Origin of the sequence: Nitrospira sp. (assembly GCA_005116745.1) — a bacterium.
GTDB lineage: Bacteria > Nitrospirota > Nitrospiria > Nitrospirales > Nitrospiraceae > Nitrospira_D.
Window position 1 is genome coordinate 732687 of sequence record SWDS01000006.1, and the last position, 13237, is coordinate 745923.

At 55.0% G+C, this 13237-nt stretch carries 15 protein-coding genes; 5 read left to right on the plus strand and 10 right to left on the minus strand.

Annotated features, from left to right (window positions below):
- Positions 1-9 precede the first annotated feature (9 nt).
- Positions 10-339 carry a YnfA family protein gene (locus tag E8D52_09195; GenBank protein TKB69134.1) on the plus strand — a complete coding sequence of 110 codons (330 nt, stop codon included), beginning with the start codon at positions 10-12 and terminating at the stop codon, positions 337-339.
- Positions 340-434: 95 nt separating this feature from the next.
- Here the strand turns inward: E8D52_09195 and E8D52_09200 are convergent, their stop codons facing one another.
- Together E8D52_09200 and E8D52_09205 are read right to left on the minus strand one after the other, a co-directional pair.
- The gene (locus tag E8D52_09200) at positions 435-1100 is read right to left on the minus strand and encodes a hypothetical protein (GenBank protein TKB69135.1); all 666 of its coding nucleotides are present in this window, start codon (positions 1098-1100) and stop codon (positions 435-437) included.
- A gap of 2 nt (positions 1101-1102) precedes the next feature.
- Positions 1103-1840 (minus strand): hypothetical protein, encoded by a 738-nt coding sequence (locus E8D52_09205; GenBank protein ID TKB69136.1) that lies wholly within the window; start codon positions 1838-1840, stop codon positions 1103-1105.
- A gap of 226 nt (positions 1841-2066) precedes the next feature.
- Between E8D52_09205 and E8D52_09210 the strand changes: the two genes are divergently transcribed.
- The gene (locus tag E8D52_09210; GenBank protein TKB69137.1) at positions 2067-3539 is read left to right on the plus strand and encodes a Do family serine endopeptidase; all 1473 of its coding nucleotides are present in this window, start codon (positions 2067-2069) and stop codon (positions 3537-3539) included.
- 200 nt (positions 3540-3739) lie between these two features.
- On the opposite strand, the gene E8D52_09215 is transcribed toward E8D52_09210, so the two are convergent.
- The 3 genes from E8D52_09215 to E8D52_09225 all read right to left on the minus strand — a co-directional run bounded on the left by E8D52_09215 (position 3740) and on the right by E8D52_09225 (position 4942).
- Positions 3740-4372, minus strand: a complete 633-nt coding sequence (locus E8D52_09215; protein TKB69138.1) for a hypothetical protein — start codon at positions 4370-4372, stop codon at positions 3740-3742.
- A 125-nt stretch (positions 4373-4497) separates the two neighbouring features.
- Positions 4498-4758, minus strand: a complete 261-nt coding sequence (locus E8D52_09220) for a type II toxin-antitoxin system RelE/ParE family toxin (protein TKB69139.1) — start codon at positions 4756-4758, stop codon at positions 4498-4500.
- A complete protein-coding gene (locus E8D52_09225; GenBank protein ID TKB69140.1) occupies positions 4751-4942 on the minus strand; it encodes a hypothetical protein in 192 nt (63 codons plus the stop codon). The genes E8D52_09220 and E8D52_09225 overlap by 8 nt, the downstream gene beginning before the upstream one ends.
- 387 nt (positions 4943-5329) lie before the next feature.
- Here E8D52_09225 and E8D52_09230 point away from each other — a divergent pair, with 387 nt between their 5' ends.
- Positions 5330-6322 (plus strand): zinc-binding alcohol dehydrogenase family protein, encoded by a 993-nt coding sequence (locus E8D52_09230; protein TKB69141.1) that lies wholly within the window; start codon positions 5330-5332, stop codon positions 6320-6322.
- 11 nt (positions 6323-6333) lie between these two features.
- Here E8D52_09230 and E8D52_09235 read toward each other — a convergent pair whose 3' ends face one another.
- The 5 genes from E8D52_09235 to E8D52_09255 form a co-directional block, all read right to left on the minus strand.
- Positions 6334-7464, minus strand: coding sequence for a HupE/UreJ family protein (locus E8D52_09235; protein ID TKB69142.1), 1131 nt, complete (start codon positions 7462-7464; stop codon positions 6334-6336).
- Positions 7464-8651 (minus strand): hypothetical protein, encoded by a 1188-nt coding sequence (locus E8D52_09240; GenBank protein ID TKB69143.1) that lies wholly within the window; start codon positions 8649-8651, stop codon positions 7464-7466. The genes E8D52_09235 and E8D52_09240 overlap by 1 nt, the downstream gene beginning before the upstream one ends.
- Before the next feature lie 3 nt (positions 8652-8654).
- A complete protein-coding gene (locus E8D52_09245) occupies positions 8655-9503 on the minus strand; it encodes a hypothetical protein (protein TKB69144.1) in 849 nt (282 codons plus the stop codon).
- Between the two features lie 92 nt (positions 9504-9595).
- Complete coding sequence (locus E8D52_09250; GenBank protein ID TKB69145.1) at positions 9596-11086, minus strand: DUF4331 domain-containing protein; 1491 nt, start codon at positions 11084-11086, stop codon at positions 9596-9598.
- Positions 11087-11129: 43 nt separating this feature from the next.
- Positions 11130-11354, minus strand: a complete 225-nt coding sequence (locus E8D52_09255; GenBank protein TKB69146.1) for a hypothetical protein — start codon at positions 11352-11354, stop codon at positions 11130-11132.
- 257 nt (positions 11355-11611) lie between these two features.
- On the opposite strand from E8D52_09255, the gene E8D52_09260 reads away from it, so the two are divergent.
- Both E8D52_09260 and E8D52_09265 read left to right on the plus strand, forming a co-directional pair.
- Positions 11612-12205 carry a sigma-70 family RNA polymerase sigma factor gene (locus E8D52_09260; protein TKB69461.1) on the plus strand — a complete coding sequence of 198 codons (594 nt, stop codon included), beginning with the start codon at positions 11612-11614 and terminating at the stop codon, positions 12203-12205.
- The gene (locus E8D52_09265) at positions 12202-13122 is read left to right on the plus strand and encodes a hypothetical protein (protein TKB69147.1); all 921 of its coding nucleotides are present in this window, start codon (positions 12202-12204) and stop codon (positions 13120-13122) included. Before E8D52_09260 ends, E8D52_09265 begins: the two co-directional genes overlap by 4 nt.
- The last annotated feature ends 115 nt before the right edge of the window (positions 13123-13237 follow it).

Sequence of the window (13237 nt, forward strand, 5' to 3'; positions counted from 1 at the left end):
GAGGAATCGATGTCTTTGGCTGGTTCGCTCCCGCTTTATGTGCTTGCTGGATTGTGTGAAATCGGTGGCGGATACCTCATGTGGTTAACGCTCCGGGAAAGTCGGCATTGGGGTTATGCCGCAGCAGGCGCCGCCATCCTGATTCTCTACGGCATTATTCCGACTCTACAGCCAGCGCACTTCGGGCGTGTCTATGCTGCGTACGGTGGAATGTTCATTGTGCTGTCCTTACTATGGGGCTGGGGTATCGACGGAGTTCGGCCGGATCGCTATGACGCGATGGGTGCCATGCTCTGTTTGGCCGGCATGATTGTCATCATGTATGCGCCCAGGACATGAGGGGAAAGCCGTGGTTTGTCACAGCTGGGTGGGTCTGGGATCGGTGGTTGGACGTAGTCAGAGGTGTTATCAACGAGAACGTGTACGAACTCGCTTCAGCGAACAATCTGCAGTTTAAGGTCATCGAAATAGGTAACGGCATCAGATTTAGTCCAGAGTCCAACCTGGCCGGTTGAGAAGGTCTGATCACACAAGTCAAACACCTGCTTGTGGTCAAAGGAGACTTGGACCTGGCACCCTTTCGTGACGACGCGGAGGGTATGCCACTGCCGGACATCAATGATGTGGTCGAAGTTCTTGAGCATCTGCCGAACCCCATTCACGACCCGATAGATTCGAATATTCTGCTCCAGCGGATTGGCCCTTGTCAGGTAGTAGTTGCGGTCGTCTGTGGCCCGCCAGATCAGGCCGCCTCCCATATCGGCTTTGCCGTCGATCGGCAAGAATGAGACGTGGAGATCGAGGTCGGATGCCGTGATCCCGTTAATGAGCACCGTTTTATACGCGTGCTCCGCGCCCTTTCCCATGAGCTGCCCGAGCACGCGAGGTGAACTCTTGGCTCGATCGGTTTCAATCACTGTCCACTTCCCGGCGGGCCTCCCATCAAATAGGGTCCCTATCTGGAATTCAGGGGGAAGAGTCTCCGGTGGATCATTGTCAAAGGTCCACACGTGGGTCGTGCTCTCAAGTCCATACCCAACTACCGGCGCAGCGAGCAACAGGATGGTAATCAGAAGAAGCTGTTGGAGAGAGGTGCTCATCCTTAGCGCCAGGTGACTTCTTCCCAACAGAGATGGACAAAGGTTTCAAACGGAGGAAAGTTGTTGGCGTTCTGTTCCTTCGAGCGCACCCAGAGATCGATTTCCATCCCTGCAGGATCGGTTTCGCCACCGGGCATAGTGCGCTTGACCGGGTAGCGGATCTCATGCGTCTTCGGATCGCGCGAGCGCTCCATGACCATGAAGTGTGCGTCATAGTCTTTATAGAGCACCTGGTCATTCTTATACACCGTCGCCGTGCCCCAGCCACCCAGGTACAACCAGGTTTTCGGATAGAGCGGATCGCCGTTATTGGAATCTCCATGTTCATAGATTCTGGTGGCCACACCGCCGCTCTGAAGGGGAGTTTTTGCGGCAAATCGATCGAACATTACGCGATACTGGTCAGCTCCCTCGACGAATTCCGCGACCACTCGTCCCGTATTGGTGTGTTCGTTCACCTCGATCTCAATCGTTCCCTTCACCGCGTTCAGGTGTTTGCCCGCATAGTCGAGATGATCCCAGGGCGTTGTATCACCCATGCTTCCAACGAGCGTTGCTCGATCACCCTTGAGGCGAAATTCAGCGCTATAAAATGGATGCTCAGTGGCTTTGAAAATCCTGGTGCCTTCATCCCCCTTGGGGGTTCCAAACTTGCTTTCCTCAGCATGCCCAGGGGAGACAAGCATCCCTGAAACGGTCCAGAGCATAATGAATGCAACGAAGCTCGCGCGGTGTGGCATGGTCTACCTCTTGGATAACAGCCAAATCGTACAGTGAAGATGAGTCGACGATGATCGTAACACACTGGTTCACTGGCCGACCAACTCACCATTGGCGGCTTCGAATCGGCTGGAGTTGGTGCGAAAGCCGGGTGAGTATTTACACCCTGCCTGATGGTGGGTACTATCGTGCCCGTACACTGTTGCCGATGTCATATTGAATTATGAATGCGTGTGCGAGTTGTGCATGATAGGCTGGCCACGGCAATTTGAAAGGTTGAGAACCCGCTCATGCACAAGAGGCGTATTTGTGAACAGTAGCAGGCTCATGGTGCAGATGGTCGTGTGGGGAGTTCTGAGCAGCCTGTTAGTTCCCGGTTTGGGCTTGGCTGGCAGCCAACAGGTTCCTGCCACGAACGGTCAGGATTTACAGAGCCAAGTTAAGGGGACGGCCACTAAAGTCATTCCGGCTGTGGTGAGCATCGCGTCAACCGTGATGGTGCGCGACCAGGCGTTCAGCGACGAAGCCTTGCCGTTCGGGCTGTTCAAAGAACCTCCGTCGCGTCGCCAATATGGGCAGGGGTCTGGGGTGATTGTCTCGCCGGACGGCTACATCATCACGAATAACCACGTGGTCGCCGATGCCGTCGATGTGGAAGTGATCCTGGCGGATCGCCGCCAATACAAAGGCAAGGTCGTTGCCACTGATCCAAAGACCGACGTGGCGGTGGTGAAGATCCAGGCATCGAATCTACCGATTGCTACCTGGGGAGATTCGAGCCATCTGGCCGTCGGCGACTTTGTGCTCGCCATTGGGAACCCGCTGGGCTTAAGCCGTACCGTCACGTTCGGCATCGTAAGCGCGGTCGGTCGCGCGGATGTCGGCGTGGCGGACTTCGAAGACTTCATCCAGACAGACGCGCCGATCAACCCTGGAAATTCAGGCGGAGCGCTCGTGAACATCCAGGGCGAGCTGATCGGGATCAACACAGCAATTGCGAGTCCCACCGGCGGAAGCGTGGGGGTCGGGTTTGCAATTCCCAGCAACATGGCTCGTGCGGCTATGCAGAGCCTCATTAAGACAGGTCGCGTGGTTCGAGGATTTCTGGGAGCTTCGACGCAAGATGTCAGCCCTCCGCTGGGGAAAATTTTGCGCCTACCGGATGTCAAAGGCGCGATCGTGACGGACGTGCAATCCAAGGGGTCGGCCGAACGAGCCGGCCTAAAGCGAGGCGACGTTGTGGTGCGCTTCGATGGGCGCGATGTTATGGACAGCGGCCAGCTGCGGAATTTAGTGGCGCAATCCTCGATCGGCAGCAAACATCGCCTGGACCTCATCCGGGAGGGGAAGCTGTATCAGGCCGATCTGGTCATTCAGGAAGCGCCGCGTGAGCGAACGAAGAAGACTCAGGCCGCCTCTACCGCGTCCACCGCCCATCCATTATCAGGCGTGGTCTTCGATGACGTGACAGCTCCCTTGGCCCGGCAGATGGATTTACCGGTGAATAATGGCGTCGTCGTGACGGATATTGAAGAAGGGAGCCTCGCTGAAGCCTCCGGCTTGCAACCAGGCGACGTCGTGCTGGAACTGAACCGACAACATGTGAACAGTTTTTCGATCCTGCAACGCCTCGCCGATCCGCTCAAACCCACCGACCTCGCCCTCTTGCTCGTGAACCGCCAGGGCAACATCATGTACATCCCTATTCAGGGGGAGTAGAGAAAAGAGATGGCTGCGTGCCGGGGGGTAGAGGCTGCGAGATTTGAAGCCTCTGCAGGGTCAGAGACTATAGATCCTGAAAGTACCTCATCGTTTCGTTCTCAATCACTTACAGAGGAGTTGGAGATAGACGAAGATTCGATGAAGCCAGATCGGACAAGATAGTTCTGACACAATTCAGCCACAGCATGGAGACTAAGTTAGGTCCATACGTAAGACCTTAATTTGGTGAAGAGTTCTTTGGCGGAGCTGTGAAGCATATCACTAATTTTCGGATTGAACTCTCTAGAGAGGGTTATTCTCGAATCTTCAGTACTCAGTGGTGCCCAAGTGTTGATTCGTTCAACAACGTCCTTGATCTTATTTGTGCTGTCAATTCTTCCGTTAGCATGCACAATCTGATTTCTCAGTTTATTGAGGTCATTTAGTTTCTGCCAAGAATTGTCGGAGAAGGGCGACTCAATTCCTGCAACCTTTGTAAGGTATACAGAGACTTTTTGGATACCTCGATGATCTAAGTCGGAGAGTTTTATCTTGTGCATGGGTTCAAGCTCTTTGCACGTTTCGTTGAGGTAGTATTCAAATTGGGAGTACATGGCGATGAATATTCCGTATCTCGCAGCGTCGGGATATAGATCTTTTAGCGCCCAAGACTTCAGACTTTCTCTGGCGGTACTGACTCTTAATTTTGTCACCTTGCGATCAAAAGCTTGGCTCTCGTTTTTTAAGTGCCGATCAAGTGTCCTAGCAAGCTTCTTGTAGTGACGGGCTAGAAACCCAAATATCTCAAGATGCCGCATAGGGTCAGGAGTACTTGAATACGAAGTTCTCATGATTGATCTCATGTTATTTGGTTTTAGAACGGGAAGAATCCTATCAACCTTGATTCCACAGAGCGAGAGGTATGTCTGCGATGGCGAGAAGGGCGAATTGCATATTCGCAGACTTGCACTGCTCCTTAGTCGTAGGCTTCCCGTCTGTGGCGCACGGCGGTAATGTCAATGCGTCGTTCTTTGTCGAGTATGGAGTAAATGACTCGATAATCGCCGATACGAATGCGCCATAGATATTTCTCACCGGTCAATTTCCGAGAACCGTGTGGCCGGGGGTGGAGTGAAAGAGATTCGATCTTGGAGAGGATGCGGGGGATGACAGATGAGTCGAGAACTTCCAATTCGCGGCGTGCCGAACGGGCAAAAGTAATGGAATACTCAGCCACGGAGCTTGCCTAGGCGGCGAAGACGATCTTTCACGGCATCCAGAGATTCTCGTGGTTCACGGACTCGATTCCGGGCGACGACACTATCGTAAAAGTCTTCCCAAAGTTGACCATGGCGCTTCAGATCAATGAGCACTGCAGTCTTCTGGCCTCGTTTATTTGTGACGAAATCGATTCCTCTCATGTTTCCTCCAGATGGCGTCCTGCCTGTGGCTAAAAAGTAACCTCAATTTCAGGAAAACACAAGATAGTACAGTGGATAGAACCTGATGTAGCCACGAGATGCATAGGTGTGACTGCCGCTGACGAGATTCCAAGGGTTCTGCTGTAGGGGAAAGAGTGGAAGATCGAAGGCTTGTTCCGTGAACCAGATGAGCGCGATGACAGTCACCTCCAGTGATCTGCCGGTGAGCATGAACTTTGACTATGACCTGGACTGAGGTCAGACCGGCTATGCGCTTAGTCCCGACCTGTTCGATTCTCCATTGTTCCAGTGAATGAATAGTGTCGAATGTGCGGACATGTCTTTTATAGTAAGCCCTATTTCTAGATAATAAACATGGAGGTGGTGATGAAAGTCATTGGTTATACGCATGCTCATTCGCTCGATCAATTCAATCTGCAACCGATGGAGTTGCCTGATCCAACGCCCAGCGGTCGGGATTTATTAGTTGAGGTGAAGGCTGTTGGGTTGAATCCTATAGACTACAAGATTCGAAGCCGGCGATCCGGTGCCATTGGTCAGCCGGTCATCCTGGGTTGGGATGCCGCAGGTATTGTGCGGGCTCGTGGTTCGGAGGCGACACGGTTCAATGTCGGCGATGAAGTCTTCTACAGCGGAGATCTCAACCGGGCAGGGTCTTATGCCACGCGGCAACTGGTGGATGAACGGCTGGTGGCCTTGAAACCGAACACCCTCTCCTTTACGGAAGCGGCCGCGCTTCCGCTGACCAGCTTGACGGCCTATGAGATGCTCTTTGAAAAAATGCGCCTCACCGGGTCGGAGCAGCGGACAATCCTGATTATCGGTGGCGCCGGCGGCGTTGGGTCGCAAGCGATCCAGTTGCTCAAGTTGAAAACCTCCATGACGGTGATTGCCACGGCTTCACGACCGGAGAGTCAGCAGTGGGTCAAAAGTCTTGGCGCTGATCACGTGGTCTCTCATCAGACGTTTGTGGCTGATATAAGGGCACTGGGGATAAAATTTGTGGACTTCATCTTTAGCACGACCCATTCAGGTGAGCATTGGTCGAAGATGGCCGACATCATCGCCCCATTTGGCGAAGTGGGGATCATCGATGATGGAGATGGACTGGACCTCTCAGTGTTCAAGTCGAAATCGGTGAGCCTGCATTGGGAACTCATGTTCACGAAGTCGAGTTTCGACTATCGTGCGGCCTCTCAGGGGGAAATCCTCGAGGAGGTGAGGAGCTTGATTGAATCCGGCAAGATGCGCACGACCGTCAACCGCGTGTTGAACGGACTGACGGTCGAGAATCTCCGCGCCGGCCATACGATGCTGGAACAACATACCAACATAGGGAAAGTCGTCGTGCAGCTGTGAGTGCCATTTTGCTACAGCGGAAACAACTGAAGATCAAAGGCCCGTTCGGTGAACCAGACGAGCGCAATGACAATCACCGCCAGTGAGCCGCCAGTAAGGACCAACCTTGGGTAGGACCAGGAACGACGGATCAGGTAGGCCAATGGTAAGAACGCGGCAACGATGGCGAGTTGGCCGATTTCCACCCCGATGTTGAAGCTGACGAGACTCAGCAATAATGAGTCGTGAGGCAACCCAAGATCCGTCAGTACTGCGGCAAATCCGAACCCATGGATGAGGCCAAACCCAAAGGCAATCATCCAACGATGACTCATCATTGTGGGATATAAATTGCCAAGCCCCGCGAGTACGACTGACGCAGCAATGGTCGATTCCACTAATCGAGATGGGAGCTGGATGATATCCAGGGTGGCCAGGCTCAATGTCAAAGAATGGGCCATGGTAAAAGCCGTGACGATGCTGACGACGTTCCAGCAGACCGATGCAAAATCACCCGCCGCCTGCCAGCGACCTTCCACTCGAATCAAGACTGAGGGAAGCAAGAGGGCAAGTAAGAACAGGACATGGTCGAACCCCATCCAGATGTGCCAAGTCCCCTCGTGAATAAATTGTAGGCTCTCGGTCCAGCGTGACCGCTCGGTGATCGAGAATTCCTGAGTCGGCAGTTCGCGACTGAAAATGGCGGTGCTGGTCTGCCCGCTTTGGGTCAGACGCAAGAGCCCCTTATGTTGTGCATCGATATCGAATAGAAGACGGTAGCCCACTGCGAGCCGTTCAATCGGTCCACCACAATCTGAACGGAAACGCAGGACTGAGTACGCCCCATCTGTGTGATGATCGACGAGTTGCTCCAGTACCTGAGTCGTACAGGCCTGCTGATCAGCCGATAAGGCAAGATGTGACAGTGCATAGACCCTGATCTCGTCATGCTTGCTGCGAACCTCTCCCCAGGTGAGTTGACCGTTTCCATCACTGTCCAATCCGATTGCATCGGCAAGATCGCGTAAGGCGATGTCCCATTGCCCTTCAATGTGATTGTTCTGAACAGACAGTGAGAGGTAGCTGTCGCTGGGTTTATGGGCCCAAGCAGGATAAGCTGGAAGACTCAGAAGCAGCCACGCTATGACAATAATGACGCGCATCAGAATGATATTCCTTGAATCTGTTTCGCGAGTTGTTGCAGATGAAAGTCTTCCACGTGGTTACTCGTCATCCAGTCAAGCACTGGTTGGGCCGCCGGTGAGTTCTTTGCGGCGAGCGCACTTTGGAGGAGGATTCTGGCGTCCGCCGGTTCTCGCTGCAGGTTCCAATTGGCCTGAGCTAGCGGCAGTGCTCGGTGAGCATCATGTTGCAAGGCCAATGTGAACCGTGCCTCTTCCCTGACATGGACGGTCGTTCCGCGATCACGGCCGGCGGCAAAACGGGCTGCCAGTTCGGCTGTATGGTTTTGGAATATGGGCAGCTTCAACGTCTGTTCCGCGAGAGCGAGACGCAGGAGCAATCCATCGGCCCTCGTCTCAGATTGGAGGAGGGACATAACGTCCTGATAACGGCGTTGGTCCAGCAGGAAATCGGCGTAGGCGCCGAGTAAGTATTGATCCTTGATGCCGACCTTGAAGGCCTCAGCGAACGATTCCTCAGCCTCACGGATTGCCCCGGTGCGGGCGGCTGTTTCAGCCAAGATCGTCGCAATCCAGATGCGCTCGCGCCCCGAGAGGGTCGTATCCGACAGTACCTGTCGGAGCAGCTCACGACTTTTCACCGATTGACCAGTCACTCCCGCGATATCGCCCAGGCATCCGAGCAGCACATGAGCGGCGGCCAAGCGTGCAAGTCGCTGACAGGCGCGGTGCGCCTCGTCGTACCGAGTTTGTACCTGGAGAATGGAGGCTTTGGTGAGCCATGCCTGCGCATTGTTTGGTTCAACCATCAACACCTGGTCGAGGTCGGCTAGGGCCTGATCGAATTCATGGGCGTTCTGCCTGATTGTTGCCCGTAAGAGGAGTGCGGCGGGTGGAGGGGTCGGCTTGTTCCACCAGGGACTGAGGATCGCCTGTGCTTGTCCGAGGAAACGGGGATCGCCTTCCGATCGGCCTTGTTCAATGTAGTGAGTGGCCAGCTTCACGGCTGATTCAAGATTGTCCGGATTTCCGCGTAGCTTGGTACGCAAGGTGTCGATCTCACGCACAATGGGATCGGACGCCTTGAAACTGAGCCGCTGGAGAACCTGGGTATCATCGGTCGGCCGGTAGGGTTCAGCGTACGCGCCGCCGACGTGGCTCAACATGAACCATCCGACCACGCTGACAACTGTGAGCAATCGAGCCATGGGTTACTCGCGTGAATAAGTGATGGGGATGCGCATGGCGACCTGCTGTCGGTCCAATGGGCGGTCAAGGTGCATCGGGAAGGCTCGCTGCACGAGTGCCATCGCTTCCTGATCGATGCGATCCAGGCCGGAACTCTTCACCACTGCAGAGTCCAGCAAGATTCCCTCCCGTGAGACTACGGCCTTGACTGTGACCTTGAGGGGGCGTGAGTCATCGAGTGATGGGTGAGTAGATCGCTTGAGTTCCTCCAGCCGTTGGAAGATCGCCTGTTGAAGCCAACCGTAGTCGGGCCGTATTTCGGAAAGGGCGGGAGTGTTTGATGCGGTGGCTGACAGCGCCGATGGCTGGATAGCGTCAGTAGGTCGAGTATTCTCGTCGATGGGAGTGGCGGCAGCGGCTGTTCCCAGTTGCGGTGGTGTTTCTGCCATTGAGCTGACCGGTGTGTCAGTCGGTTGTCGTAGAGGTTCATGCGCCTGGACCAGAGGAGGGGGCAATGCATTCGGTGAGGTGTCCAATAAAGAACTGTCAGGCATTGGTGTCGGTGTGACCGGTGCTTCAGCCTTTGGCTCAAATGAGGTGATGCGTTGAGCAGATGGAGTTGCTTGACGGGTCGTGCGTTTAGCGTGAGAGGCGGTGGCTGTAAGATCTGGCTGTTTCAGTACAGCCGCCGTGGGGGCATCGGCGACTTGAACTGACTCGTGAGCGATCGGTGTCGATTGCACAAGCGCAACGTCCCAGTGAAACGGTTCGTTGTGAATCGTAATCAGTGACTGACGGAAGAGCGGGAAAAGGCTGAGAAGCATGAGTCCGTGAAGCGTGATCGACCCGAGCCATTCCTGCAGGAATGGCATTCTTGACTCTTGTATCGTCGTGTCTTGGTTCACGGCCTGGTCCTGTCATGATGCGGGTGCCGCATTATCGTGCGGCACCCGCATGGTCATGGCTACTGTGGCTCTCCTGGATCGATGTGTCGACGGTCGCGCCCATCAAACGGTGTCGGAAGGAAAGGAAACACCGTTGCAATGCCGTTGGCCGTCTTGTTGTTGCCAACTGATCCGACATTGAAATTCACGCCGTCTCCAAGGTTCGGCACGGCGGGGTTGGTCAGAATTCCGGCCACGACGCGCAGGGCCACATCCGTGACATCGTCGTTTGGACGACGTCCGTTCGGCCAGCCAGCTCTGTCGGGTGTGGCGTTGCCTGATGCATCATGTGCCAGGGGGCCAAGTCGCTTTTGACCTGCAGCCGGAGTTGCGGGGGTATCCAGATCGACACGCAGGAGATCGGCCAGCGCTTCATTGGTTCTGCCGGAGCCGCAGACCGCCGGACCGGGTGCATAGCGAAGCAAGGCGTTCACGAGATCTTCCCGATTCGCGGTCGGGAAGCCGGTGCCGAATACGACATTGAGCGCCGTGGCCAGCGCGGAGTTACAGTAGAACGAGACGAACTCGTTCTCGTCTTCCGCATCCGTGGCATTCCACTTGTCCTTCATGTTCGTCGCAATGATCAACTCGTTGACGAGTGGATTACCCATGCGCGCAACTTGGACAAAGCGCGCACTGTTGTCACGACCGCCGTTTTTCTTGATGACGCTGACTTTGGGCCGGCTTGTGCTGGCATAGGCGCCAAGCAGCTTATTGCCGTTTGGGCCGAGAAGCTCGCTGATAGGAATTTCCAGCGCAATCGTGTTCACATTGAAGCCGCTGAATGTATCGGCGGTGCCGGCACCCGGCGCTCCGACGATGATCGCGTCGTTGGCATCATCGGCATTAGACAGGATCGGCGAGATGTGGAGGTTCAATGTGTCGAACGTGCCTCCAAGATCGATGTAGAATGTCTCATCCCGTTGCCCGGCGAAGATCCTCCCTCCGTTTTTCAGGGGGTAGATACCCTTCTCTGCGAGGTCTTGGTAGTTTGGTATCGTGCGAGGGCCGACATTTGATGGGACGGCATACATGACACCGGTCCCAAGGTTCCTCGGTTGCTGCCCAGAGCGGACTTCTGTGACGGTATAGCTTTGGCGCAACAGCAGCCCTTCCGATCCGTTCCCGGTAAGAGCGGTAATCGGGGGCAGTGCAACATAGGACAAGGGAAAGACATTGCCGGGTTGGCGGATCTCCGTTTTAAATCTGATCTGGTAGACAATATTTGCGGCGATATTGTTCTTATTGTTGTCGATGTGGATTTCATACAGCACATCATCAGCAAAGTTGAAGTAGTTGGGGCCTGACCCCGGCTCCTGACTGGGAATCACGTTCATGACCAGGATTGCCTTGTCAGGATCCTGCCAGCTCCGGAAGAAATAAAAGTCTGTGATATCGGCCGCTGGGTCATTGGCGATCAACGGAGCCTCGCGATGGCTGGCAGCCAAAACCGGCGACGCGGTGAGCGCCGCCAGTAGCGTCAACATGAGTGGTCGAATGCGAGCGAACATGGTCTCCTCCTTCTGCATGAATCCGCCTTGGGAGCGGGTTGTGTTACAGATCCGTCCTAGGCGTCGGATCGGGCTCCGAGTCAGCTTGGCTCACGAGTGTGGCTTCTTCCGACGTCAGCGCATCCGACTCCAGCGTGCGCTGATCGTCCGCTGATGCGGCGGGTGCGCCAGGGGGTGTGACGATGGGCACGTTATCGCTTCCGCCACAGCCGGACATGAGTCCGACGGCGCACACGACTCCCAGAGGCCAAACGGTGGATGATTTCATGGTTCAGTGCTCCTCCTCATAGTGAAATGTTATAGGTGGAAATCTGTCTTTGGCATCAGCACCTGCCGGTGGTCTGTTTGTAATTACGAGACCGATGTTCATTTGGATCTATTCTTGCTAGGTGAATTCTTGTTGCTGTGATTTGCCTGGTGCTATAGTCACTTCTTCAAAAGGCAACGAACAAAAAGTGTCACAACCATAAATCCAATCTCCTCCATCCTCTCGTAGAAGTAGTTGGGGGAGACTCTATGTTGGGGATGTCTCTAGAAACGAGCAGGCTGATTCAGGAACAGGAGTGGGGCCAACTGATTACCCAAACGGCCCAGGGCGATCAGGCCGCGCTTGCGACGTTGTACGACCGCACGAGCCCACAGGTCTTTGGGCTCATCCTTAAAATTCTCAACAATCGTGAAGCAGCCGAAGAAGTCACGTTGGACGTCTACACTCAGGTGTGGCGTCAGGCCAATACCTATGACCGAACTAGGGGGACGCCTGGCGCCTGGTTGATGATGCTGGCTAGAACAAGAGCGATCGATCGGTTTCGTGCGGGAGCCGCTGAGTATGGACGGGTTGAATCGTTAGATGCCGCTCAGTTGTTTGCCAGTGACGCAGACACGCCAGAACAAGAGGTGGAAGGACAAGAGCGTCGGAAATTCGTGCGGCAGGCATTGGCAGTCCTGACCACGGAGCAGCGGCAAGCTATTGCACTGGCCTATTTCTATGGGTTGAGTCAAAGCGAAATCGCCGAGCAACTGCAGCTGCCCTTGGGCACCGTCAAGACGAGAATCCGGCTGGGCATGATCAAATTGCGCGAAGCGCTCGCGCCCTATGAGACAGGTCTCGTATCGTGAGTGAAAATAGGTTACCAGAAGAATTGGAAGAACAGGCGATACGCCATGCCCTTGAGGTTCTGGATCCTGAAGAGCGTGAGGCCTTGAGAATGAAACCGACAGAGGAATCCTCTCTGCGCCAAGCGGCCATGGGGTATCAAGCGGTCACGGGTGTCTTGGCATCTGCAGTGGCTCCGGTTGTGCCTCCCGGGACCCTTCGCGAACGGCTTGTCAGCCACATTGCGTTGGAGGCCGCTCGCGAAACGGAACAGTTTGAACTGGCCGCGAATACCCTGGCATTAGGTGCCGCTCCTGTGAAGCCACGAGCGTTGGTGCGGGAGCAGCTTCTTTCAAGAATCGAAATGCATTCGGATGCCCCACGTGACGTTACAGACTTCACGTATGCCTCAAGTGAAGCGCCTGCTCTAGCGGGTGAGGGAGGGGAAAGTCGAGGTGAGAGGCCCCTCTCTCAAGAAAATGATTCCTTCGTCACATGGCTGGGATCTTGTCGGGCAGCCATTTCAAGCTTCCTGCGGATACTGATGATTCGATCTACAACCTCCGAGCGGATCCGATATTGGAAGGCCAAGATCACTCTTCAACAGCCGACAAAGGGGCTCACCTTCATCAGGACGTCGGAAGGGGCTTGGAGGGGCATCGCTCCAGGGGTGACAGCGAAGCTGCTCTCTTTCGATCCAGTTTCCCGCAGAACTACCACGCTGCTTCGTTTTGCGGCTGGCACCAGCTATGCGCCTCATCGCCACACCGCCGTGGAAGAGCTGTTGGTGCTTGAAGGCGGCTGTAGTATCGCCGGTCATGAGATGGCGGTTGGGGATTATCACCGTGCCGAAGCCGGGACGGTCCATCATGATACGTCGACGGATGACGGATGTCTGCTGCTCGTGATCTCCTCTCCTCAGAACGAGATGCTGCGGTAACTGTTCGCCTAGCGTCGTTTTCCTTTCGCTTATACATCCAAACAAGCCGGTCGAGTCGTAGAGCAAAGAGGAACAGTGCCATCTGGGTTGAGATCTCTGCCAAGGCGTGCTACGA

Excerpts from the sequence above, each read along its gene's own strand:
- E8D52_09250 (TKB69145.1), bottom strand. The coding sequence starts at position 11,086 with ATGTTCGCTCGCATTCGACCACTCATGTTGACGCTACTGGCGGCGCTC.
- E8D52_09240 (TKB69143.1), bottom strand. The coding sequence starts at position 8,651 with ATGGCTCGATTGCTCACAGTTGTCAGCGTGGTCGGATGGTTCATGTTG.
- E8D52_09230 (TKB69141.1), top strand. The coding sequence starts at position 5,330 with ATGAAAGTCATTGGTTATACGCATGCTCATTCGCTCGATCAATTCAAT.
- E8D52_09260 (TKB69461.1), top strand. The coding sequence starts at position 11,612 with ATGTCTCTAGAAACGAGCAGGCTGATTCAGGAACAGGAGTGGGGCCAA.
- E8D52_09215 (TKB69138.1), bottom strand. The coding sequence starts at position 4,372 with ATGAGAACTTCGTATTCAAGTACTCCTGACCCTATGCGGCATCTTGAG.
- E8D52_09205 (TKB69136.1), bottom strand. The coding sequence starts at position 1,840 with ATGCCACACCGCGCGAGCTTCGTTGCATTCATTATGCTCTGGACCGTT.
- E8D52_09255 (TKB69146.1), bottom strand. The coding sequence starts at position 11,354 with ATGAAATCATCCACCGTTTGGCCTCTGGGAGTCGTGTGCGCCGTCGGA.
- E8D52_09210 (TKB69137.1), top strand. The coding sequence starts at position 2,067 with ATGATAGGCTGGCCACGGCAATTTGAAAGGTTGAGAACCCGCTCATGC.
- E8D52_09245 (TKB69144.1), bottom strand. The coding sequence starts at position 9,503 with ATGCCATTCCTGCAGGAATGGCTCGGGTCGATCACGCTTCACGGACTC.
- E8D52_09195 (TKB69134.1), top strand. The coding sequence starts at position 10 with ATGTCTTTGGCTGGTTCGCTCCCGCTTTATGTGCTTGCTGGATTGTGT.
- E8D52_09235 (TKB69142.1), bottom strand. The coding sequence starts at position 7,464 with ATGCGCGTCATTATTGTCATAGCGTGGCTGCTTCTGAGTCTTCCAGCT.
- E8D52_09225 (TKB69140.1), bottom strand. The coding sequence starts at position 4,942 with ATGAGAGGAATCGATTTCGTCACAAATAAACGAGGCCAGAAGACTGCA.
- E8D52_09200 (TKB69135.1), bottom strand. The coding sequence starts at position 1,100 with ATGAGCACCTCTCTCCAACAGCTTCTTCTGATTACCATCCTGTTGCTC.